Genomic DNA, 22,717 nt, shown 5'->3' with positions numbered 1-22,717 from the left:
CGTGTTCATCCCTAGTGGGACATTACGTACGACTCGTTTGCCTCTGGTTGGAATACCGTTGCCTTTCTGCAACTTTGAGAACGCAAAGGGCGGCGGCAATGACAACGATGCCGAAAACCACTGTGCGAGCCCGGCGCGCCGATCGCGCGACCGCATCGCAAGTCTTTCTCGTTCGACCCGAACAGCTGCGCCCGAGCGGCCGTGACCTGCACGGCCCGCTACGCCGACGGCCGATCACCTGCCACAGCACCGTAATCGCCTGAGGGGAAGCATCATGTTCGAACGTTGTCACAGTACGCACGAAGCGGCGCACCTGCTCCGACATCGGTACGGATTGCCGGTCCAACTGCTCGCCGGACGTCCCGTGGTGACCACCGGCACCCTGCTCGGCGGCATCGTCATGCCACCGGAACTCGGCAGGAAGGTCCTCGCCATGCTGGACCGGACCTTGATCGCGCCCGTGGTCGCGGAGCCCGGCGACCGCAGCTGGACCTTTTTGGTGACTCCGCCCAGCCCCGCCACCCCGGTCGACGTGCACGTCCGGCGTTGCCTGGCCGGGCACCAGGTCACCGTGATCCCCAGCGGCCGCCACGTGCTGCTGCCGAGCACCGACTCCCGCCTCGGCTGGCACTGGGCGAGCGAGCCAGCGCCCGGCGTGCTGCGCATGCCGCCGCGGGCGAACGTCATCGGCGCCATCCACCAGGTGACCGGCATGCGCACCGCGCCCACCCCGTGACCGCCTGGCGCGACCGGCCCCCAACCGCCAGCCGGTTGGGGGTCGGTCGGGGCGAAATCGGGTAGATATCGGCCCGTCACCGGGGGTTTCTACTCATGCTCGGTACGTATGAGGGGTCGAGCATGGGGATATGACTACATCTATCGATCCGGCGCTGATCTCGCGCTTGTCGGGTGAGTTCACCGCGCTGGGTACGCGGATGGGTGCGCTCGGACGAGATCTGGCGCTGCTGGGCGAGCAGGTCGCACCGGGAGGGGCGGTGGTCGGTCCGGCGACCGAGGGTGCGCCGGACGGGACGAATTCGATTCCGGCTCCACTCCGCGGCCCTGTCTCGACATCCACGCGAGGCGGGTTGGCCTCGACCGAGGCGGACCTCGGTTCCGCGGCCGTGGCGGACTCGACCGCGGCAGGCGGTGTCGGCGGGTCGAGTTCGGCCGGTGACGCCGCCGGACGGTCGGCGTCGGCATCCACTGGTGGCGATTCGAGCTCTGCTCCCGTGGGGAGTGCGCCCGTTTCGCCTCCGCCGACCGTTCCTTCAGGGGTCCCTTGGCCGGGCCATGGGTCGGCGTACCCGGCTGCGGCGTCGCAGGGTTGGGGCGTTGTGCCGCCATCGGGCGTGGTGCCTCCCCCGGGTGAGGCGGCCCGATCGGGTGCGGTGCCGCCGGGTTTCGCGCCGTCTCGGGAGTGGGGCCGCGCGCAGCGGGGTGCGATGCCGATGGGCGGTGGGATGGTGCCGCCTGGGATGCGACCGCCCGTGCCGCCGGTGCGGCGCGAACCGCGTGTTCCGTGGTGGCAGCGGGACGGGGTGATCAGCCGGGTGCTGGCCGTGGCCGGTGTGGCGGTGACGTTGATCGGTGTGGTGATGCTGCTGGTCCTCGCGGCGCAGGCCGGATTCTTCGGACCGGTGCCGAGAGTAGTTGCGGGAGCCGCCTTCTCAGCTGTGCTTGTCGGAGCGGGGATGCGAGTCTTCGGTAAGGCTGGTGGGCGGGTCGGCGGAATCGCGTTGGCGGCCACCGGTATCGCGGGCGCTTACCTCGATGTGATCGCCGTGACGGCGATTTATCACTGGTTGAACCCGGTTTTCGGTTTGGCGGCGGCGTTGGCGGTCGCGGCCGGTGGCGTCGGGCTGGCGATGCAGTGGAAGTCGCAGCCGCTGGCGGTGCTCGTGGTGCTGGGTGCGGCGCTGCTCGCGCCCTTCGTGACCGTCGAGCTGGTGCTGCTCGGGTTCCTGATCACCCTGCAACTCGCTTGCGTGCCCGTGCAATTCGACCGGGACTGGCCGTTCCTGCACGTCGTGCGTACCGCGCCCGCGGTGATCGCCACTCTCGTCGGCATCGCCATTGCGCTCCTCGAAACCGCCGACCACCCCCGCGAGCTGTGGCTCCTGATCGCCGCGATCGCGACGGCGCTGATCGGCACGGTCGGCACCGCGCTCGTGGTGCGCCGCCGCGCCGATGACATCACCGCGACCGTGGCCTTCGCCATCTCGACCACTCCGTTGCTCGCGGCGCCCGCGCTGTTCGACCGCCACGTCGCCGCACTGATCGCGGGGCTCTTCGCGCTGGCATTGCTCGCGACCGCCGCGCTGGCACTGCTGCCGAAAACCCGTGAGCTGGCCAAGCTTCCGGGACACACCGCCATCGCCGCCGCGGTCGCGGGCTCCTTCGCGTTGCTCGAGGCATGCGTCGGCGTGACGAGCACGCAGACCCTCCCCATCGCGACGCTCCTGGTGGCACTCGGCTTCCTCGGCGTGGCAGGCCAGCTGCGTTCCGGCGTCGCCGCGGGGCTCGGCGTCGCCTTCGCACTGATCGGCGGACTCGCCTTCCTGGCGAACGCGACCCCGGAAAGGCTTGCGTCACAACGCCTCGCCGAAGAGCACCTGTCCATCTCCACAACACTGGCGGCGATCATCGGTCTCGCCGTCGTCGCGGTGGCGGTCTGGACCATCCGCCGACTGGCGGGCACGCCGAAGGGCGGCGCGGAGGACTCGATCCTCTGGATCGCCGCGAGCGGCGCGGCCCTTTACCTGGTAACCGCCGCGATCGTCGCGATCGGCGCCGCGACCGGCGCGAAGGACGGATTCGTCATCGGCCACAGCATCGCCACCATCCTGTGGATGGCGGCAGCCACCGCCGCCCTGCTCTACGGCCTGCGCAACCTCTCCCGCTCCGCCGCCATCGCCAAAGTCGCCCTCGGCTCCGGCCTGCTGGTCACCACCGCCGCCCTGGCCAAACTGTTCCTCTTCGACCTGGCCACCCTCGACGGCTTGATCCGAGTCGCGGCCTTCCTGGTAGTCGGAATCCTCCTACTACTCACCGGAACCCGCTACGCCCGAGCCTTCGCCGAAACGGAACCGCGAAGCCCCACCCATTAACCAACCTGCCCACCCCTCGCTCACGCTCCACGAGGACGCGCATCCCACACACCGTTCATACGCCTCACACAGCCAGCGGCTGTGTGAGGCGTGTACGCGCTCTGTGGGAGCACCGAACCCGGAGGGCTCAGTCCTCGTCGTGGCGGCGGAGGAGCTCGTTCACGCTGACCGAGCGGCCGTCGCCGCTGTGGTGGCGGCCTTCGTCCGAATCCGCGACCCGGCGGCGGGAGGAGCGGAGTTCGGCCATCCAGTTCTCGATACTGGTGCGGTTGTCGTTCGGGTTCTCCGGCGCGCCGTTGTCCGCCGCGTGGTGGGCAGGGGTGTGGGCGGGCTGATCGGAACCCGTTGTGCCGGACGAGGTGTGGTGGTTCGTCTGCGCCGAGTGGGCCGCGCCGATCGTCGGGTCGTAGGCGCTCGCACCGTGCTGGCCCGCGTCCGTGCCGGACGTGTGGGTGCGCGCCGTGGCGCCCGCGGACGTGATCGGTCGCGTCGCGTCATCGATCGTCCCGGCCCGATCCGCCGCGAACGGCACGGCTCGCGGCCGCGGGGGCTCTGTCGGCGTCGGTTGGGCGGACCTGCCCGGGTTCGGATCCGGCAGTCCCGAGAGCGAACTGGCGCGCGGCCGGGTCGGATCGTGCGGGCCCGGTGCCCCGGAACGCGGTGTGGCGCGCGAACCCGCCTGCGTCTCAGGAGTCTCGGCGTCCGGAGCTGGCGAGGCCGAATGCGCTCCAAGAGCGGTGGCGTCCGGCGTGGTCGGCGAAACCGCATGTGCCCCATAGGTTCCGGAACGCGGAACGGCCGACCCTGTCTGCGCCCCAGGGATCCCGCTACCCGGCGCGGCAGGCGAACCCGACTGTGTGCCAGGGGTTGTGGCACCCGGCGTGGCGGAATCGGCCGAGAATGCGCCGAAAGTCCTGGGCCGGGGCGTCCCGGACGTAGCCTGCTGCGCTCCAGCTGGCTGCGCCCCTGGAGATCCAGTGCCCGGCTCGGCGGCCGAACCGGACTGTGCGCCAGTGGGTGTGGCGCCAGGCGTGGCGGACTCGGCGGAGTACGCACCGAACGTCCGAGGCCGGGGCGTACCCGGCTGCGCTGCGGGAGATGCGGCTCCTGGCACCGCGGCCGAACCCGGCTGTGCGCCAGGGGTGGTGGCATCCGGGGCACCGGAAGTCCCAGCGCGCGGCGTCACCGACTGCCCTCCGGGAATCGAGGCACCGGCCGCTCCGGAAGTCGCGGACCGAGGTGCACCAGGCGCGGAATGCGCCCCGGAAGTCGTGGCACGTGGCGCGACCGAACTACCGGCCGAACCCTTCTTCGCGACCGGAATCGAATCGATACTCTGCGTAGGCGCCTCCGCCTCGATCTCCTCGATCGTCCGCACCCGCCGCGGCGTACGCGGCTGCTTCCCCTCCGACACCGCGGGCATCTGCATCGTCACGGGATCGGTGATCGGCGTGGTCTTCACCAGGTCGACGACCTCGCCGCCGCCCGGCCGCTCGTCGTCCAGAATCGGCTCCCCGAGGCCGATCTTCTCCTGAATGCGCTTCATCCAGGCCGGGGCCCACCAGCAGTCGTCGCCGAGCAGCTTCATGGTGGCGGGCACCAGCAGCATGCGCAGGATGGTCGCGTCGATGAACAGCGCCGCGATCAGGCCGTAGGCGATGTACTGCATCATCACCAGATCGGAGAACGCGAACGCGCCGACGACGACGAGCAGGATCAGCGCAGCGGCGGTGATGATGCGTCCGGTGTGCGCGGTGCCCGCGCGGACCGCCTCGGTGGTGGACGCGCCCTGGGTGCGCGCCTCGACCATCCGCGAGAGCAGGAATACCTCGTAGTCGGTGGACAGGCCGTAGATCACCGCGATGATCAGCACCAGCACCGGCGACATGATCGGCTGCGGCGTGAAGTTCAGCAGGCTGGCGCCGTGACCGTCGACGAAGATCCAGGTCAGGATGCCCAGCGTGGAGCCGAGGCCGAGCGCGCTCATGAGCGCGGCCTTGATCGGCAGCACCAGCGAGCCGAAGGTCAGGAACATCAGCAGCGTGGTCACGAAGATGACCAGCGCGATCATCAACGGCATGCGGTCGAGCAGCGCGTCGATGCTGTCCTTCTGGATGGCGGGCTGCCCGCCGACGTAGAGCTGGACGTTGTCGGGCATCTCCATCGAGCGCAGGTACTCGATGGTCGGATCGGCGTTCTCCGAATCCTCCAGCGTCGCGCTCGTCCGGTAGACGTCGGGATCACTGGTGGATCGGCTGGGCACCTCGAATTTGCCCGTGAGGCCGGGCGCTTCGCTCGCTTGCTTCCACACCTTGCCGACCGCGGCGCTGTCGTCGGAGACCATCACCAGCTGCACCGGATCGGTCTTGCGCAGCGGGAAGACCTCGTAGAAGTTCTCCAGAGCCACGCGGGTCTTGTTGTCCGGCGGCAGGTATCGCTCGTTGATGCCGCCGAAGGCCAGGTTCTTCACCGGAATGATGAGCAGCAGCAGACCGATGCAGATCGGCACGGCGATCTTGAGCGGGTGCTTCATCACCCACTGCGTGGTCTTGCCCCAGAAGCCGTTCTCGACTTCCTCCGCGGTCTTGGTCTTGCGGAAGCGCTTGAAGCCGAGCATGTCCACGCGCTTGCCGAGCACGCCGAGCATGGCGGGCAGGATGGTGATCGCGGTCAGCGCGGCCAGCGAGACGGTCGCGATGGTGCCGTAGGCGACCGATTTCAGGAAGCCCTGCGGGAACAGCAGCATGCCGCCGAGGCTGGCGATGATCATGGTCGCGGAGAACACGACCGTGCGGCCCGCCGTCATCACCGAGCGCCGGACGGCCGCGCGGGTGTCGTAGCCCTCGGCCAGTTCCTCACGGAAACGACTGACGATGAACAGGCCGTAGTCGATGGCGAGGCCGAGGCCGATCATCGAGACGACGCCGGAGACGAACGAGTTCACCTCGGTGAACTTCGTCAGGAACATGATGATGCCGTTGGCACCGATCACCGTCAGACCGCCGACGACCAGCGGCAGACCCGCCGCGACGAGACCACCGAAGATGAAGAACAGCAGCACCGCGACCGCCGGGATGGCGAGCATCTCCATGCGCTTCTGGTCGGCGGCCATGGTGTCGTTCAGCGTGCCCGATACCGCTTGCAGGCCGGTGACCTGCACGTCGACGCCCTCGATATAGAAGACGTCCTTCACTTTCCGGTAGTTGCGCACCATGTCGGTGTCGTTGTCGCCGACGATGGCGACGGAGGCGAAGGTGTACTTCTTGTCTTTCGAACCGAAGGTCAGCGGAACGCCAGGTCCGGTCTCCGTCTGCCAGTAGGCGCCGTTGACCTTGGCGATCTCGTTCGGGTGTTCCTTCGGCAGCCGGTTGAGGCTGTCGACGATCTTGTCGCGGAACTGCGGGTCATCGATCGTCTTGCCGTCGGGAGCGGTGTAGAGCAGGATCACGTCGCTGTTGTGATCGCGCCCGAAAGCCCCGTCGGAGATCCGCGCGGCCTGCGCGGATTCCGAGGTCGGGTCGTCCCATCCGCTGGAGCTGAGGTGGTGTTCCAGGCCTAGGCCGTAGCCTCCCAATGCCAGGAGGGCCGCGCAGACCATGCCGATGACGGCCCAGCGCAGCCGGTAGACCAGATCGCCCCAGCGTGTGAACACTAAGCGACTCCTTGGGCGGGGCGAGAGGTGAGCAGCGCCGACAGCGGCCGGAACGGCTGCAGCCAAGCGCCCTCGTCGGGCAGCGAATCGAGGCTCACCCTTGGCAGCGGTTCACGGAACACGCCAGGGATGTCCTCTAAATCTATGAATTCGAGCGTATCGGATGTTACGGCCCAACTCGCGTGCTCGCGGAACCCCAACACCTGAACGGGAATTCCGCGCGCGGCCAACCGTTCGAGCGGTTCGCGGAAAGCCTGGCCGTCCGCGGAGGCGACCATGATGCCGGCCAGTCCCGCGCCGCGGCTGCGCAATTCGATGTGCGCGAGCATGTCCGCGTCGACATCGGAGTCCTCGTCGACCTTCGGCTTGGCGAACACGGCGTAGCCGACGTTGCGCAGCGCCTCCACCCACGGGCGCACCACGTCGGCGGTGCCGGGCGCGATGTTGGTGAAGACGGTGGCCTCGGGCTCGACCCTGGTCGAACTGCCGACCGATAGCTCGGCTGTCCGCGCTAGGAGCCAGCGGCCGAGCGCGTCGAACCGCGGGCGGTACGCGGCGGTCGGGCGACCGCCGAGGATCGCGCCGAGACCCATGTCGAGATTGGGCGCGTCCCAGACGAGCAGAACCCGGCGTACATCCGGCGCGGCGCCGCCGAGACCTTCCGATCCGGCGCCGCCGACCTCGGCGGACATGTCGACCACCTCGTGGGCCATCTCACTCACGCTCATGCCTCCACCTCGCTAGCGCTCGGCTCCGGCATGCGCGAGGCGCGCTGGCACATGATTCGCTCACTGCGTTCGCTCATGCCTCCGCCTCGCCGACTCTCGGCTCCGGCCTGCCCGATACCTCCGGGAGGCTTCGTACCGGGATCGCCGTGACGACTGAGCTAATGGGTCGCTCGCTGCGCTCGCTCATCATTCGATCTTGCCCCATATGAACTCGGTGATGGCGCTTCCCGCTCGATGTGCCTTGCCTTCGAACTTGGTGACGGGGCGGTCGAAGCCGATCGGAGCGGTGGCCCTGTTGTCCGCGCTGACACCGCCCGTGACCTCGTTGAGGCCGATGAGCAGCGGTTCCGCGGCGCCGACTTCGGCGATGTGTTCCGCGTAACCCGCGTGGTCGGTCGCGACATGCAACACACCGCCCGGTCGGAGCCTGCTCGCGATGAGCGCGAGGGTGGCGGGCTGCAGCAGGCGCCGCTTGTGATGTCTCGCCTTCGGCCACGGATCGGGGAAGAACACGCGGACGCCGGTCAGCGACTGCTCAGCAATCATGTGCTCGAGCACGTCGACGGCGTCGCCGCGCAGCAATCGGATGTTGTCGATGCCCTCGCGTTCGATGCGCTGCACCAGCTGGGCCAGACCCGGCTGGTACACCTCGATCCCGATCAGGTTCAGGTGCGGCTCGGCCTGCGCCATCTCGGCGGTGGCAGTCCCTGTGCCACAGCCGATCTCGATGACGAGCGGGGCCTCCCGTCCGAACCAGGCGGCGGCGTCCAGCGGCGCGTCGGAGACCTCGCGGCCGATCTTCGGCCACATGCGATCCCAGGCGCCCTGCTGGTTCGGGGTCAGCGCGCCCCGGCGCGAGCGGAAGCTCGTCACCCGCGGGTACAGGCGGGAGCCGGTCGGCGATCGTCTGCCTGCTTCGAGCGGGGCCGACGCTGTGGACGGCCTGCCCGGAACCGACTCGACAGTGTGGTTGGCGGCGTCGTTCACGGCGTCCATTGTCCAGCATCCGGCGAACAGCACGGCAATCGAACCCCGGCCGCGCGGTCATCGCGAGGTCAGGCCGCGACTTCGGCGACGATCCTCGGTGCGGTGGGGGTCTCCTGCCGCAGTGGCCGCCCGAGCACGACCTTCACCGTTGTGCTCGCCATTTCCAGCAGTCCACGCAGGCCGGTCGGGGAGGCGAGCACCGACCACACGGTGGTGTCGGAATCACCCGTCGGCGGCTCGCCCGCCAGCCGGTCCGCGAGCCAGGCCAGGCTGATCGGGGTGGCCATCGGCAGCATGGAGAAGTGCTCGCTGAGCCGGTCGCGCACGTAGGTGACCTTCGCGCCGCCCTTGCGGTAGCGGGCGACCTGACCGTCCACGCCGTCCATGTGGATGACCTGGTCGTGCACGGGTTGCAGCACCAGCAGCGGGCAGGTGGGGGTGGAGTTGCCGAGGCGCAGGTCGTCGAACATGTCTTGGAACGCGGGCGCCGCGAGGATTTCCGCGAGCGGGCGCCGCAGGAAGTCGTCCATCTTCTTGCCCGCGAGCGCGAGGATCGCGCCCAGCGGCGTCGAGGTCTCGGCCGTGGCGACGAAACGGAGCCCTTCGTCGGTGAGTTCCTCGTCGATCACCGCGCCGAGGGCCGGGTAGAGCCGGTGCAGCGCGGCGATGACGATGGCGGGCAGACCCGCGAAGTGGCCGCCGTTGAGCCGGGTGAACACCTGCTCGGGATCGCCGACCGGCGCGCCGAGCACCGCGCCCGCGATGTTCAGCTCCGGCGCGTAGGTCGGCGCCATCTCCACCACCCAGGAGCTGGCCATACCGCCCCCGGAGTAGCCCCAGACGCCGATCGGGGTGTCGCCGTGCAGGCCGAGCGGTGCGAAGTGCAGCGCCGCGCGGAGGCCGTCGAGCACGCGATAGCCGGGTTCGCGCGGCGCGCCGAAGTTGCCGTGCGGTCCCTCGTGGTCGGCGATCGAGACCGCCCAGCCGCGGCGCAGCGCGTTGGCGACCAGCAGCCACTCCAGCTGGGTGACCGCGCCGATCGCGCGGGAGCCGCGGCGCAACGCGTAGGACGGCGAACACTTCTCGGTGACCGCGTCCATGGCGGTCTGAAAGGCGAGCAGCGGACGGTCCTCGGACGGGTCGGCGCCGTCGGGCAGCAGCACGGTGGTCACCGCCACCTCGGGCGAACCGTGCAGATCGTTGCTGCGGTAGAGCAACTGCCAAGCCGAAACCTGTTGTGGCACAAGACCGAAAAGGGCGAGGTCGATGGCGCGACTACGCAGGATGGTCCCCGGTGGCCGAGAGGCGAATCCGCGCGGCGCCCGGTAGAACGGGTCCGCGCTCGGCAACAGCGGCTTGTCGCCGGGCAGCAGCGCCTGCGCGCCGCGGGTCGACCGGTGGCCGACGGGCCCCGTTTCGCTGTCGACAACACCGATGGCGTCGACGGTCATCGCAACCTCCTCGACGGGCCGTCGCACCCGCTCGAAAAGCGAAGCTGCGCACCGACTATGGTGCCGACCACAAGTGCAGAGTAAGTGACGCCCGCCATCTGTGTGAACCCTGGTAACAGGGGTCGACGGCGGCACTAGACTGCCGTCATGAGTTCACCGACCGTGTTCATCACCGGTGCGGCGGCCGGTATCGGCCGGGCCACGGCACTGCTTTTCGCTGGGCACGGGTACCACGTCGGGGCCTACGACATCGACGAGGTCGGACTCTCCCGGCTCGCCTCGGACATCAACGCCGCAGGTGGCAGGGTGCGCACCGGGGTGCTGGATGTGACGAACAACACGCACTGGACCGAGCGGCTCGCCGAGTTCCACGAGGCGACGGGCAGGCTGGACATCCTGATCAACAACGCGGGCATCCTGCGCGCGGGCCGTTTCGAGGACATCGACCTCGGCACCCATCAGACGATCATGGACGTGAACCTGGGTGGCGTGCTGGCGGGCATGCACCACGCCTTTCCGTACCTGCGCGACACCAGGGGCGCCCAGGTGGTGAATCTCTGCTCGGCGTCGGCGATCTACGGTCAGCCCGAACTCGCCAGCTACGGCGCGACCAAGTCGGCGGTCAAAAGCCTCACGGAGGCATTGGATCTCGAATGGTCGCGGCACGACATCCGGGTGATCGCGGTCTGGCCGCTGTTCGTGGCGACGGCGATGGTGGACGGCATGAGCACCGGGACGACGAAGTCGCTCGGCGTGCGGCTGACCGCCGACGACGTCGCCGACGGCATCTGGGAGGCGACGAGCAAACGTCCGCGGCTGCCCAGGGTGCACTACGAGATCGGTACCCAGGCGAAGCTGCTCGCCGCCGCGGCGAAGTATGCCCCGAGCTGGGCGGTTCGCGCGGCCAACAAATACTTCGCAGGCTCCTGACCGCTAGCGGCGCTGTATCTGACAGAACCGCGTATGTCTGACAGAATTGCGCGTCGACAAGGGGGTGTGCAGCCATGCCGACGGCCACCGAATTCAACGGGCAGATGCGTGAGCGGGGAGTTCCCACGCGCGAACAGGACCAGCTGGATCGGCTTCTCGTCGATCTGCAGTCGGTGGGCGGCCGGGCCGCCGCGATCGGTCATCACGCCAACAGTGCCGTCAACGCCTGGCGCAGGCCACCGCGCATCCAGGTGACCGGGCGCGCGCACGCGGGCCGGACCACGGTGCTGCAAGCGCTCGCGCTGATGTCGGCGGCGGAGACCGGTCCGGTGGACGAGCCGGGCGCGCCCGATCCGGTGCTCGACGCCGACATCGTCGTCTACGTGCTCGCGGGCGCGCCGCTGCCGGCCGATCGCCGGGTGCTCGCCGAGCTGCCGCCCGAGCGCACCGTGGTGGTGTTGAACAAGGCCGACGCGATCGGCTCGCGCTGGGGCGACGCGGTGGCCGCCGCCGACCAGTACACCAGGGAGCTGGGCATTCTCACGCTGCCGGTGGTCGCCGCGCTCGCGGTGCGCACGAGGGCGGGCGCCGTCACCGACGCCGACATGGCGACGTTGCGCAGGCTCGCCGCCGACGCGGACCCCGCCTTGACGCTCTCGCCGGACCTGTTCGTCTCGCCGACCGCGGGCCCCGACGTCGCCGAACGCGAGCAGTTGCTGCATCGCTGGGAGCTCTACGGCGTCACCTGCGCGCTGAGCGCCCTGCGTCACGATCCCGAGCTGAGCCCGCACGCGATCCTGCAACTGCTGCACGCCGCGAGCGGCATCGACGCGCTGCACCGGCTGCTGCACCGCCGCTACGAACAGGTCTCCGCGTTGCGCGGCGGCGAGCTGCTCGACGAGCTGGCCCGGCTGGCCGCCCGCGCGGTCCCCGGCGAGGCCGGACCGGCGAGGGACATCCTCGAGGACTACCTCTACGGCGACGACGCGATGTGGCTGGCCTTGTGCGCCGGGCTGGCGAATCCCTCGGTCGCGCACCTCGCCGCGGGTTACCCGTCGCCCGCGCCCGCCGACGCCGACGACGCGCTGAACAGGGCGGCCCGCTGGCGCGCCGTGGTCGCCAGCGACATGCCGCCGGTGGCGCGCCGCTCGGCGCTGCGGGTGCACAACGGATACATCCGACTATGGGAGCGAATGAGCAGTGCCGGACTCTGATCGACCGGATCCGGCTCCGCCGGAACCGCTGTCGTCGGACGTGGAGGCGGTGGTCGCGCGCTGGAACCCGCAGGGCATGGCGCTGCTGAAGGCGGTGCGGGGCGCGGGAACCGCCTCGACGGTCGCTCTGATCGGACCCGACGACGCCAACACCACCCTCTTGCGCACTGAGCTGGCGCGTTTCGAACCCCGCATCGATCTCACCGATCCCATGACCGACGCGAACGCGGCCGTCGAATCCACCGCCCCCGCGGGCGGCGCGCCATCGGGCGTGGCGCTGATCCTGCTCGACGCGGGCACCAGCCTCGGCACCGACACCCTCGACGTCGTGCGGGGCCTGCGGGCCGACGGCACCAAGATCCTGCTCGTCATGAACGGCGTGCACGCCTACCAGGACTGGCGCACGGTGCGTTCGCACAATCTCGAACTGCTCGCCGGGCAGGGCTTCGACGATCTCGACATCCTCCCGGTCTCGGCGCGCCTCGCGGTCGCCGGACGCGCCGGCGGCGACGCCGGACTGATCGACCGCTCCGGGCTGACCGCGCTGCACGCCGAGCTGACCGCCGCGGCGGCCGGCGCGGAGGCGTCCGGCGGCGAGCGGCTGAGCGCCGTGCTCGCCCGGGTGCTCACCGACACCAGGAAGCGGGTCGTCGAGCAGGTCGCCGCACTGCGCTCGGGCGCGGAACCGGCGCGCTGGCGCGAGGAGCGCGCCACGCTGCTCGCGGGCCGCGACGGCGGCCGTGCCACGGCCATGTCGACGTTGCGCGGCCAGCTGCACCTCGCGCGGGTCGACCTGATGACCGAGGTCGGCGGACACGTCAGGGCGCTGCACACCGCCGCGCGCACCGAGCTGGACCGGCTGCGTCCCGCCGAACTCGGCGACTACCCCGACCGGCTGCAACAGTCCGTGACCGAGCTGACCGGCGCGGTGGACGCGAGCATCGAGCACCGGCTCGCCGAGCTGGCGCACCGGCTGGACGGCGCGGGCCGCGCCGACCTCTCGCCGCACCGCAGGCGGGACCCGGCGCCGCGGGTCGGCCCCGACCCGGAGCCGAGGCACCGGGGTGTCGAAGATCACCTCATGATCGCGCTGGGTGCTTCGGCGGGCGTCGGCCTCGGCAGGCTGCTCGTCGCGCCGCTGTCGCTGGTCCCGGCGCTGGATGTGACGAGCATCCCCGTCACCTTGCTGCTCGGCGCGCTCGTCGCCTGGTGGGTGGTGCGGGCGCGACGGCAGGTCGCCGACCGCGCGCACGTGCGGCAGTGGGTCGCCGACGCGCTCGTCAACGTAAAAGCCCAGCTAGAACAGCGGGTGGCGACCGCGCTGGTGGAGGCGGAGACCGAACTGGCCGATCGCGTGGTGCGCGCGAGCGCCGCGCGGATCGTCGAGACCGACCGCCGGGTGGCCGAACTCGAGGCGCGGATTCGGCGCGCCGCGGCCGAGCAGCCGGGCCAGCTGGCGGCCTGTGAACGCGATATCACCATCCTCGATCGGCACATCGTGCCTGTTGAATAGGCAACCGAATGGGTAGTTAGTTAGGAACCCGATTCCGTACCGATCGTCACACCGCGTTAACCTCTAAGCAGGAACCTGGGCGTCCGCTTCGTCCTCGTCCGCCGTCCAGCCGGGGCGCGCTTTCGACTGGTCGTAGCGGGTTGCCTTCCCGCCAACGGTGGCACTCGGTGTGTTCGCGCTGGTCATGGGCCTTGGGCCAGGCGGCGAAGCATCGGAACCGCCGCCCATCTCAGGAGAGTTTTCATGACCTCAGCGACCATTCCTGGTCTTCGTGGATCCGACGGCCAGGCGCCGACCGAGCACAGCGAACTACTCGCCTGGGTACAAGAAGTCGCCGAACTCACTCAGCCGGACCGCGTGGTCTGGGCGGACGGTTCCGATGAGGAGTGGGAACGGCTGACCGACCAGCTCGTGGCCGCAGGCACCTTCAAGAAGCTGGACGAGAAGAAGAAGCCGAACTCCTTCCTCGCCCTCTCCGACCCGACGGATGTGGCCAGGGTCGAGTCCCGCACCTACATCTGTTCCAAGACCGAGGCCGACGCGGGCCCGACGAACAACTGGGTCGACCCCACCGAGATGCGCGCCACCATGACCGAGCTGTACCGCGGCTCGATGAAGGGCCGCACCATGTACGTGGTGCCGTTCTGCATGGGCCCGCTCGGCGCCGAGGACCCCAAGCTGGGCGTGGAGCTCACCGACTCCGAGTACGTCGTCGTGTCGATGCGCGTGATGACCCGCATGGGCACCGCCGCCCTGGAGAAGCTGGGCGCCGACAAGCCGTTCGTCAAGGCCCTGCACTCCGTCGGCGCGCCGCTGGCCGAGGGCCAGGAAGACGTGCCGTGGCCGTGCAACGACACCAAGTACATCACCCACTTCCCCGAGGACCGCGAGATCTGGTCCTACGGCTCCGGCTACGGTGGCAACGCGCTGCTAGGCAAGAAGTGCTACTCGCTGCGCATCGCCTCGGCCATGGCGCACGACGAGGGCTGGCTGGCCGAGCACATGCTGATCCTCAAGCTGATCTCCCCGGAGAACAAGGCCTACTACATCGCCGCGGCGTTCCCCAGCGCCTGCGGTAAGACCAACCTCGCGATGATCCAGCCGACCGTTCCCGGCTGGCGCGCGGAGACCCTCGGCGACGACATCGCCTGGATGCGTTTCGGCAAGGACGGCCGCCTGTACGCGGTCAACCCGGAGTTCGGCTTCTTCGGCGTCGCGCCGGGCACCAACCGCCAGTCGAACCCGAACGCGATGGCGACCATCGAGGCGGGCAACACCGTCTACACCAACGTCGCGCTCACCGACCACAACGATGTCTGGTGGGAGGGCCTGGAAGGCGAGCCCGATCACCTGATCGACTGGAAGGGCAACGACTGGTACCACCGCGAGACGGAGACGCTGGCCGCCCACCCGAACTCGCGCTACTGCACCCCGATGTCGCAGTGCCCGATCCTGGCCCCCGAGTGGGACGACCCGCAGGGTGTGCCGATCTCGGCGATCCTGTTCGGCGGCCGCCGCAAGACCACCGTCCCGCTGGTCACCGAGTCCTTCGACTGGCAGCACGGCGTGTTCATGGGCGCGACGCTCTCCTCCGAGCAGACCGCCGCGGCCGAGGGCAAGGTCGGCACCGTGCGCCGCGACCCGATGGCCATGCTGCCGTTCATGGGCTACCACGTGGGCGACTACCTGGGCCACTGGATCAACGTCGGCAAGAACGCCGACGCGGCCAAGCTGCCGAAGATCTTCTACGTCAACTGGTTCCGTCGCGGCGCCGACGGCCGCTTCCTGTGGCCCGGCTTCGGTGAGAACTCCCGCGTGCTGGAGTGGATCATCGGCCGGATCGAGGGTTCCGCGCAGGCCGAGGAGACCGCCATCGGCCACGTGCCGACCGCGGCGCAGATGGATCTGGACGGCCTGGACGTGGATCCCGCCGACGTCGACGAGGCGCTCGCGGTGAGCGCCGAGGAGTGGCGCAAGGAGATCCCGCTGATCGAGGAGTGGTTCGAGTTCGTCGGCGACAAGCTGCCTTCGGGCGTGCGCGACGAGTTCGAGGCGCTCAAGCAGCGCCTGGGCTGATTCTCTTTCGCGATCGCCCGCACCGTTTTTCGGTGCGGGCGATCGCGTTTTTCGGCGCGGGCGATTGTGCCTGCTCGGTGCGAACCTACTACTCCGGGAACGGTGCCAGCCGGATCAGTGGCGCGAATTGGGCTACGGAGAGCAGCCATTTGGCGCGGCCGTCGGGAACGGCGGTTGCCTCGGCACGCAGTGCCGCGATCATGTGGCGCTTGAAGTCGTGGCGGGGATGGCGGTGCAGTAGTTCGGCCACCCAGTCGGGGGCGAGGTCGGCCATGCGCAGACCGAGCACGTCGACGCCCGCGCCCGCGGAGACCAGACCCAGGTCGTCCGGCCGGTCGGCGACGCCGATGGTCAGGTGGGCGGCGATGGCGGCGCCGATGGTCTGCGCCTGTTCGGGTGTCGCGCCTGCTCCTTCGGCGAACCCGACCGCGCGCTCCGCGCCCGTGACCGCGAAACACCGTCCCGGCGTGGGGTGTTCGAGGTTGAGGTCGTGTAGCAGGCACGACACGTAGGCCAGTTCGTCGTCGTAGCGGACGCCGTCGAGTTCGGCGAGTGCGCGTCCGAAGAAGTAGCTCCGGTAGGAGTGTTCGAGGACGTGCGGTGTAAGGCATTCGCGCGCTTCGTTTTCCGCGGCGCGGGCCAGCCGGGAGTCGGGGAGTCGCAGGTCGGTGAAATCGACGCGGCCCGCGCCGCGGCGGCCGAGGGCGAGTCGGACCTGCCCCGCGATGATGCCCGGCAGGGCTGTGGCCAGCTTGCCGGTGAGCTGTCGGCGCTGGCGGCCGGTCAGCGCGCCACCCGTTTTCGTGGCCCAGTTCCAGTCCATGCCCGCTGGCGCTCGGTTGTCTTCTGCTGGCGCACGCACGCCGACCTCCTTCGTCTCGACGACTTTCAGTGAACCGGCCGTCCGATGCCGCAACCAGTGGCGTGAATGACAGCCATGCTCCGATTCATGCCAAACTGAAGGCGTGAAACAGGTGGTCGCGCTCGCCTTGGACGGCGTCATGACCTACGACCTCGCCTGCGCGGTCCAGGCCTTCCGGCACGGACCCGGCAAGACCGGGGAGGGTCGCGGCTTCGAGATGCGGACCTGCGGTGTGCGCCCGGGACCGGTGTGGACGCCCAACGGCTTCGACCTGCGCGTCGACCACGGCTTGGAGCTGCTCGACGAGGCCGAGATCGTAATCGTCCCAGGCATCGGGCTGCCGACCCTGCCTCCGTCGCCCGAGGTGGTCGACGCGCTGCGGGCGGCGGCCGAGCGCGGCGCGACCATGGTGAGCATCTGCGTCGGCGCCTTCGTGCTGGCCGGGGCGGGCCTGCTGGACGGGCGGCCCGCGACCACGCACTGGGCGTATTGCGCGGAGTTCGCCGAGCTGTTCCCGGCGGTCCGGCTCGACCCCGGCGCGCTGTATGTGGACGACGGCGATGTGCTCACCTCCGCAGGTCTGTCCGCGGGCCTCGACCTGTGCCTGCACCTGGTGCGCCGCGAACTCGGCGCGGGCTTCGCGGCCGAACTCGCGCGGTGGAACGTGACGCCGCCGCACCGGGAAGGTGGTCAGGCGCAATATATTCCGGACGCGCTGGGGCGTTCCGGCGCCGGTACGTCGGGGCTGGCCGCGACCTTGGCCTGGGCCGCCGCGAATCTCGCTGCGGCCCCGGATGTTTCGGCGCTGGCTCGACATGCCCTGATGAGTGAGCGGACTTTCATCCGGCGCTTCAAGGCCGAGGTCGGCGCGACGCCGCGGCGCTGGCTGGAGGCGCAGCGCACCGCGCGGGCGCGCGAATTGCTGGAGACCACCGATCTGCCCGTGGAAGTCGTTGCGGCGCAAGCTGGTTTCGGCAGCGTCACGGCATTGCGCACCCATCTGCGCGCCGCGACCGGCGCGACACCCGCCGGATATCGCCGTTCGCTGCGCCGCTGATCGCTCGCTCCACCCAGGTGCGAGCGGTTTGCCGGTGCTGGCCTATCCTGACTTCGATATCGGCTTCACAACCGTTCGGCGCGCCGATGCTTTGGCGAGCCGAACGGAGGAACTACTTCCCTATCGCCGTCGCGGCCCCGGCGCCCCGGGCGAGCGACGCACAGACGCGTGAGAGGTGGTTGGAGCATGACCGATCTGGAGTGGGACGCGTCCGAAATCCCGTTGGTGACCGGCGTCGAGTTGGCGGCGGCGAGCACGCCACTGCGCCGCGCCGCGGGACGGTTGCAGGAGGCGCTGCCGCCCGGCTGGCGGGTCGAAGTCGTCGACAAACATATGCGGCCGGGCCCGGAGGACACGGCGGCGTTGCGGGTCGTGATGCCCGACAACTGACCGGGGGCGAGCCGAGTGGCTCGCCCCCGTGTCACCCGGTCGAATCCGGCCGGAGCGCAGGCGGAGGACGCCTAACCGGTCCAGCCGAGCGGCATCAGCAGCGACTTCTGCTCGCAGAACGCGTCGAGTCCCTCGGGACCGTTCTCGCGGCCGAGGCCGGAGTTCTTGTAGCCGCCGAACGGCGAGGTCGGATCGAAGGCGTACCAGTTGATCGCGTAGGTCCCGGTGCGCACTCGCGCCGCGATCTCGGCGCCGTGCTCGATGTCGGTGGTCCACACCGAACCGGCCAGGCCGTACGCCGAATCGTTGGCGATGGCGATCGCCTCATCCTCCGACTCGTAGGGGATCACCGAGAGCACCGGGCCGAAGATCTCCTCCTGCGCGATGGTCGACTTGTTGTCGACGTCGGCGAAGATCGTCGGTTCGACGAACCAGCCGCGGTCCAGATCGGCGGGCCGTCCGCCGCCGAGCACCAGGCGCGCGCCCTCGGCCTTGCCCTTGGCGATGTAGCCCTCGACGCGTTCGCGCTGGCGCTCGGAGATGAGCGGGCCGAATTGGACGGACGGGTCGTTGGGGTCGCCGGTCTTCTGGGTGCGCACGTGCTCGACGAGCGCGTCGAGGATCTCGTCGTAGCGGCTACGCGGGGCGAGGATCCTGGTCTGTGCGACACAGCCTTGGCCGCTGTTCATCAGACCCGAGAACGCGAGCATCGGGATGCTCGCAGCGAGATCCATGTCCGGCAACAAAATCGCCGCGGACTTGCCGCCGAGTTCCAGCGAGACGCTCTTGAGCTGTCCGGTGGCGATGGCGCCGATCTTGCGGCCGACCGCGGTGCTGCCGGTGAAGGTGAGCTTGTCGACCCCGGGATGGGAGACCAGGTACTCGGCGACCTCGGCATCCGCGGGCAGCACCGAGAGCACGCCTTCGGGCAGACCGGCCTCGGTGAAGATGTCGGCGACCATGTTGGCGGTCAGCGGGGTGAGCGGAGCCGGCTTGAGCACCACCGTGCATCCCGCGAGCAGGGCGGGCGCGAGCTTGTTGACCGCGAGGAACAGCGGCACGTTCCACGCGGTGACGGCCGCGACGACGCCGCGCGGTTCGCGCGTGACCCGCGTGGTGCCGAAGCCGCCGACGCGCGTCTCCTGCCACGGAAAGGTCTGCGCCAGTGCGGCATACGCGTCCAGTGCCGCGGTGGCCGGTATCTGGTTGAGCGTCATGGCGATCATCTGCGGCGCGCCCATCTCGGCGGTGAGCGTCGCGAGCAGATCGGCCGAACGCTGCTCGATCAGGCGCGCGGCTCTGGTGAGCACCGCGGCGCGCTCGAGCGGCGGGGTGGCGGGCCACGGTCCGTGGTCGAAGGCGTGGCGCGCGGCGGCGACGGCGGCGTCGACGTCGGCCCGCTCCACCACGGGGACGCTGCCCACCGGCTCGACCGTGGCCGGTGAGATGACCTGAAGGCGTTCGGTGCCCGCTGGCGCGGTCCAGCGGCCGCCGATGAACAAGCTGTCGTAATGCATGAGAACACGTTACAATTTTGTCGCCCGCTTGTCTGTAACCTGTTTCAGTTTATTCCCGGCGCACCCCTCTGACCTGCTCGAATTCCAACCCGTCGGTTCGCTTTAGCCGAGAACGCACTATTGCGTTCTGTTGCTGGACAGTGGATGCTGTAGCTACTCACCAGCTCCCTCCCGCGTTTTCCGGCCGAACCGGCTTCGGCCGAGCAGGCATTGATCCGAGACCGTAATTGGGGTGAACGTGTCATGGCGGTGCAAGTGATCGGCCGGTCGTTGATGACCAGCGATCAGACCGAACACCAGGCGAAGAGTGTCGGCTCGGGCGGTTGGGTGGTGTCCTTTCTACCGGGGCGCACGCTGACGATCGAGCAGGCCACGGCGGCGATGCAGGCCGCGGAGGCGGTCGCCGTCGTCGGAATCCTCGCCGATCAGGTCGGCTTGACCACCCTGGAGACGGTCGGGCTGGCCATTCAGGAATCGCCGTGGGAGCAGGACGGGCCGTGTGGCCGTCGCTGGCGCCGCGGTTGGCTCGCGAAGCAGTAGTCGGTCAGGCCGATTTCGTCGCGACAACCACGAGGTTGCTGACGGCCAGCTCGCGCACCGCGGGCACGCGCACCAGCCACCAGGCCCAACGCGGGTGATAGCGCGGGAAGACCGTGCGCACGTCGGCCGAAGTCGTTGCCGCCCAGTGCAATCCCTCGGAGGCGCGGACCGCGAACAGCGACTTCCCGTACCGGTTCTTCGGTTCCTTGCCCTGCTTGCGGCGGTACCGGCGGGCGGCGTACTCGCCGCCGAGGTAGTGCCACGGTCCGGTCTCGTGTCCGCCGAACGGGCCGAGCCAGACGGTGTAGGAGAGCACGATCAGTCCGCCGGGGCGGGTCACCCTGACCATCTCGTCGGCCATCGCCCACGGCTGCGGCACGTGCTCGGCGACGTTCGAGGAGAAGCAGATGTCGACCGCGTTGTCGCGGAAGGGCAACGCCATGCCGGAGCCGCGCACGGCGCCCGCGACGGAAAGGCCCGCGGCGTGCATCTCCGAGGGGTCCGGTTCGACGGGAATGTAGCGCGCGCCGGTCTTGGCGAATTCGTCCGCGAAATAGCCGGGGCCGCCGCCGACGTCCAGAATCGTGGTGCCCGCGAGGTCCGCTCCGGCGATGTCGGCGTAGAAATCGCCGATCATCTCGGCGGTGTCGGTGGCGAGACCGCCGTAGAAGCGCGCCGGGTCGGTCTGTTCGAAGCGGAAGCTGCCGAGTAGTCGCAGCGACCGGCGCAGCGTCGCGCGTCGCGCGAATCGGGGCGCGTCGGACGGTGTGATTTCGGCTCTCAGCACGGCGCCGAGTTTCGCACAGGGCGTCGCGTGCCCGGTTCGTGGGTTTGCTCAGGCTCGGTGGCGGCCGGGTGCGGTGGCGTCGGAGTTGTCCCGAGGCGGGCCGTCGGTTGGTCGTCGCAGGGCAGCAGGTGGGTCGCGCTCGGGGTGGCGGGCTGTGGCGGCGCGGGGTCGGACGGTTGCGGTAGCGCCAGGGGTTGGCGCGGCGCGAAGGCGGCCCGGCGCCGCGCGCACCGGACCACCGCTTCGGGCGGCTCAGCCGACGCCGCTGCTCGCGCCGCTTCCGGTCGAGGTGGACGACGTGATCAGCGCCAGGATCATGCCGAGCAGACCGTCGAGGTCGCCGCCGTTTCCGGTGCCGCCGCCGGTCCTCGTCCGTGCGATTTTCATGGTGTTCTCCTCATCGTGATGGCCGGTCCGCGTTCGGCCGGCCTGCCCCTGAAAAGCGGGGGTGGCGCGAGGGTATCCACATCAGGCTGTGAAATGAGCCTGTTTCAGACTTATTCGTGGAAATCGCTTCGAATCGGCGGTGACGTGCCAGGATGGGCGGATAGGGCCCTTGGCCGATGACCTTGTGCGAACCTTCGCATGCGCTCCGGCGGTGCGCGGACTATTACCCCACTTCGTCCGCCTGTGCCCGTTATTGTGTAGCCCGATGTCCGTCGGCCCCCGGCGAGACCCACCGACCGAGAGAAGCTCCACCGTGCGCGAAGTCCTCCTACTCTGCTGGCGTGACACCGGGCACCCGCAGGGCGGCGGCAGCGAACGGTACCTGGAACAGGTCGGCGCGCAGCTCGCCGCCCGAGGGGTCAAGGTCACGCTGCGCACCGCCCGCTACCCGGGTGCGCCGAAGCGGGAGCACGTCGACGGCATAGACATCAGCCGCGGCGGCGGACGCTACACCGTCTACCCGCGCGCGCTCGCCGCCATCGTCCTCGGCCGGTTCGGCATCGGACCGCTGCGCGGGGTGCGGCCCGACGCGGTGATCGACACTCAGAACGGCATTCCGTTCTTCGCGGCCACCGCGACCAAGGCACCCTCGGTGGTGCTCGTGCACCACGGGCATCGGGAGCAGTGGCCGGTCGCCGGTCGGCTGGTCGGGCGGATCGGCTGGTGGATCGAATCGCGACTATCGCCGCGGGTGCACCGCGAGAACCAGTACCTGACCGTGTCGCTGCCCTCGGCGGAGGAGCTGGCCACCCTCGGCGTCGACCGCTCGCGCATCGCGGTGGTTCGCAACGGGGCCGAACCTGTCCCCGCCGACGCTCCGACCGGCGCCGCGACGACCCGTACATCCGAACCGCGCGTGGTGGTGCTGTCGCGGCTCGTGCCGCACAAGCAGATCGAAGACGCGCTCACGGCCGTCGCCCGGCTGCGCGACCGAATCCCCGGCCTGCGCCTCGACGTCGTCGGCGGTGGTTGGTGGGCCGAGAACCTCCAGGCCACCGCCCGCGAGCTGGCCATCGACGACGCCGTGACCTTCCACGGACACGTCGACGAACGCCGCAAACACGAACTCCTCGCCAGCGCCTGGGTGCACGTCCTGCCCTCGCGCAAGGAAGGCTGGGGACTGGCCGTCATCGAGGCCGCCCAGCACGGCGTCCCCACCGTCGGCTACCGCAGCTCCCGCGGACTCACCGACTCCATCGTCGACGGCGTCACCGGCTTGCTCGTCGACGACGTCGCCCAGCTCACCACCGCCGTCGGCGACCTGCTCGAGGATTCCGCGGCGCGCGGCGTGATGGGGGAGAAGGCGCGCGCGAGGGCCAGGGAGTTCTCCTGGGAGCAGACCGGGAACGGTGTGTACGAGGTGCTCGCGACGGTGTCACGCGGCGGCCACGTATCGGGATTGGTTGCGGCGCCCACAGATTGAGGTTGCGCACCCTGCGCGCATAGGTACGTCGCG

The 22,717-nt window shown here is 69.7% G+C and carries 18 protein-coding genes; 10 read left to right on the top strand and 8 right to left on the bottom strand.

All coding sequences use genetic code 11. The features are described from left to right. Positions 1-274 precede the first annotated feature (274 nt). Positions 275-736 carry a hypothetical protein gene (locus T333_RS01810; protein ID WP_354998480.1) on the top strand — a complete coding sequence of 154 codons (462 nt, stop codon included), beginning with the start codon at positions 275-277 and terminating at the stop codon, positions 734-736. 742 nt (positions 737-1,478) lie between these two features. After that, positions 1,479-3,110, top strand: coding sequence for a DUF2339 domain-containing protein (locus tag T333_RS01805; protein WP_496423500.1), 1,632 nt, complete (start codon positions 1,479-1,481; stop codon positions 3,108-3,110). Positions 3,111-3,237: 127 nt separating this feature from the next. Here T333_RS01805 and T333_RS01800 read toward each other — a convergent pair whose 3' ends face one another. From T333_RS01800 to T333_RS01785, 4 genes are all read right to left on the bottom strand, one after another. Continuing rightward, the gene (locus T333_RS01800) at positions 3,238-6,762 is read right to left on the bottom strand and encodes an MMPL family transporter (RefSeq protein ID WP_496424114.1); all 3,525 of its coding nucleotides are present in this window, start codon (positions 6,760-6,762) and stop codon (positions 3,238-3,240) included. Then, positions 6,762-7,490: an NYN domain-containing protein gene (locus T333_RS01795; RefSeq protein ID WP_354998483.1), complete on the bottom strand. Its 729-nt coding sequence runs from the start codon at positions 7,488-7,490 to the stop codon at positions 6,762-6,764. Before T333_RS01795 ends, T333_RS01800 begins: the two co-directional genes overlap by 1 nt. A 186-nt stretch (positions 7,491-7,676) precedes the next feature. Further along, a complete protein-coding gene (gene trmB / locus T333_RS01790; RefSeq protein ID WP_357252897.1) occupies positions 7,677-8,486 on the bottom strand; it encodes a tRNA (guanosine(46)-N7)-methyltransferase TrmB in 810 nt (269 codons plus the stop codon). Between the two features lie 59 nt (positions 8,487-8,545). Then, entirely contained in the window at positions 8,546-9,928 is a 1,383-nt protein-coding gene (locus T333_RS01785; RefSeq protein ID WP_354998485.1) for a lipase family protein, read from the bottom strand. Between the two features lie 147 nt (positions 9,929-10,075). On the opposite strand from T333_RS01785, the gene T333_RS01780 reads away from it, so the two are divergent. The 4 genes from T333_RS01780 to T333_RS01765 all read left to right on the top strand — a co-directional run bounded on the left by T333_RS01780 (position 10,076) and on the right by T333_RS01765 (position 15,661). Next, on the top strand, positions 10,076-10,858 hold the full coding sequence (locus tag T333_RS01780) for an SDR family oxidoreductase (RefSeq protein ID WP_354998486.1): 783 nt from the start codon (positions 10,076-10,078) through the stop codon (positions 10,856-10,858). A 74-nt stretch (positions 10,859-10,932) separates the two neighbouring features. Beyond that, positions 10,933-12,072, top strand: a complete 1,140-nt coding sequence (locus tag T333_RS01775; protein WP_357252901.1) for a hypothetical protein — start codon at positions 10,933-10,935, stop codon at positions 12,070-12,072. After that, positions 12,059-13,585 carry a hypothetical protein gene (locus T333_RS01770; protein ID WP_496423499.1) on the top strand — a complete coding sequence of 509 codons (1,527 nt, stop codon included), beginning with the start codon at positions 12,059-12,061 and terminating at the stop codon, positions 13,583-13,585. The genes T333_RS01775 and T333_RS01770 overlap by 14 nt, the downstream gene beginning before the upstream one ends. 243 nt (positions 13,586-13,828) lie before the next feature. Further along, complete coding sequence (locus T333_RS01765) at positions 13,829-15,661, top strand: phosphoenolpyruvate carboxykinase (GTP) (protein WP_357252907.1); 1,833 nt, start codon at positions 13,829-13,831, stop codon at positions 15,659-15,661. Between the two features lie 88 nt (positions 15,662-15,749). Here T333_RS01765 and T333_RS01760 read toward each other — a convergent pair whose 3' ends face one another. Continuing rightward, complete coding sequence (locus tag T333_RS01760) at positions 15,750-16,484, bottom strand: HD domain-containing protein (RefSeq protein ID WP_357253158.1); 735 nt, start codon at positions 16,482-16,484, stop codon at positions 15,750-15,752. Between the two features lie 142 nt (positions 16,485-16,626). Between T333_RS01760 and T333_RS01755 the strand changes: the two genes are divergently transcribed. Further along, entirely contained in the window at positions 16,627-17,580 is a 954-nt protein-coding gene (locus tag T333_RS01755) for a GlxA family transcriptional regulator (RefSeq protein ID WP_496423498.1), read from the top strand. A gap of 186 nt (positions 17,581-17,766) precedes the next feature. After that, complete coding sequence (locus tag T333_RS01750) at positions 17,767-17,970, top strand: hypothetical protein (protein ID WP_354998491.1); 204 nt, start codon at positions 17,767-17,769, stop codon at positions 17,968-17,970. A 71-nt stretch (positions 17,971-18,041) separates the two neighbouring features. Here T333_RS01750 and T333_RS01745 read toward each other — a convergent pair whose 3' ends face one another. Beyond that, positions 18,042-19,487 (bottom strand): aldehyde dehydrogenase, encoded by a 1,446-nt coding sequence (locus tag T333_RS01745; protein ID WP_496423497.1) that lies wholly within the window; start codon positions 19,485-19,487, stop codon positions 18,042-18,044. Between the two features lie 243 nt (positions 19,488-19,730). Here T333_RS01745 and T333_RS01740 point away from each other — a divergent pair, with 243 nt between their 5' ends. After that, positions 19,731-20,027 carry a hypothetical protein gene (locus T333_RS01740; RefSeq protein ID WP_357252915.1) on the top strand — a complete coding sequence of 99 codons (297 nt, stop codon included), beginning with the start codon at positions 19,731-19,733 and terminating at the stop codon, positions 20,025-20,027. A gap of 4 nt (positions 20,028-20,031) precedes the next feature. On the opposite strand, the gene T333_RS01735 is transcribed toward T333_RS01740, so the two are convergent. Beyond that, positions 20,032-20,814 (bottom strand): class I SAM-dependent methyltransferase, encoded by a 783-nt coding sequence (locus T333_RS01735; RefSeq protein ID WP_354998494.1) that lies wholly within the window; start codon positions 20,812-20,814, stop codon positions 20,032-20,034. A gap of 252 nt (positions 20,815-21,066) precedes the next feature. Then, positions 21,067-21,201, bottom strand: a complete 135-nt coding sequence (locus tag T333_RS01730) for a hypothetical protein (RefSeq protein WP_354998495.1) — start codon at positions 21,199-21,201, stop codon at positions 21,067-21,069. Between the two features lie 313 nt (positions 21,202-21,514). On the opposite strand from T333_RS01730, the gene T333_RS01725 reads away from it, so the two are divergent. Beyond that, positions 21,515-22,684 (top strand): glycosyltransferase family 4 protein, encoded by a 1,170-nt coding sequence (locus tag T333_RS01725; protein ID WP_354998496.1) that lies wholly within the window; start codon positions 21,515-21,517, stop codon positions 22,682-22,684. The last annotated feature ends 33 nt before the right edge of the window (positions 22,685-22,717 follow it).

This window comes from Nocardia sp. CNS-044, assembly GCF_059570515.1.
The sequence above is the reverse complement of the archived record's forward strand: the minus strand, read 5'-3'. Positions and strand labels throughout refer to the sequence as shown.

Bases quoted from the DNA above. Each gene is read 5' to 3' on its own strand.
- T333_RS01780 (WP_354998486.1), top strand. From the start codon at position 10,076: ATGAGTTCACCGACCGTGTTCATCACCGGTGCGGCGGCCGGTATCGGC.
- T333_RS01775 (WP_357252901.1), top strand. From the start codon at position 10,933: ATGCCGACGGCCACCGAATTCAACGGGCAGATGCGTGAGCGGGGAGTT.
- T333_RS01750 (WP_354998491.1), top strand. From the start codon at position 17,767: ATGACCGATCTGGAGTGGGACGCGTCCGAAATCCCGTTGGTGACCGGC.
- T333_RS01765 (WP_357252907.1), top strand. From the start codon at position 13,829: ATGACCTCAGCGACCATTCCTGGTCTTCGTGGATCCGACGGCCAGGCG.
- T333_RS01760 (WP_357253158.1), bottom strand. From the start codon at position 16,484: ATGGACTGGAACTGGGCCACGAAAACGGGTGGCGCGCTGACCGGCCGC.
- T333_RS01810 (WP_354998480.1), top strand. From the start codon at position 275: ATGTTCGAACGTTGTCACAGTACGCACGAAGCGGCGCACCTGCTCCGA.
- T333_RS01730 (WP_354998495.1), bottom strand. From the start codon at position 21,201: ATGAAAATCGCACGGACGAGGACCGGCGGCGGCACCGGAAACGGCGGC.
- T333_RS01795 (WP_354998483.1), bottom strand. From the start codon at position 7,490: ATGAGCGTGAGTGAGATGGCCCACGAGGTGGTCGACATGTCCGCCGAG.
- T333_RS01785 (WP_354998485.1), bottom strand. From the start codon at position 9,928: ATGACCGTCGACGCCATCGGTGTTGTCGACAGCGAAACGGGGCCCGTC.
- T333_RS01745 (WP_496423497.1), bottom strand. From the start codon at position 19,487: ATGCATTACGACAGCTTGTTCATCGGCGGCCGCTGGACCGCGCCAGCG.
- T333_RS01740 (WP_357252915.1), top strand. From the start codon at position 19,731: ATGGCGGTGCAAGTGATCGGCCGGTCGTTGATGACCAGCGATCAGACC.
- T333_RS01805 (WP_496423500.1), top strand. From the start codon at position 1,479: ATGCGACCGCCCGTGCCGCCGGTGCGGCGCGAACCGCGTGTTCCGTGG.
- trmB (WP_357252897.1), bottom strand. From the start codon at position 8,486: ATGGACGCCGTGAACGACGCCGCCAACCACACTGTCGAGTCGGTTCCG.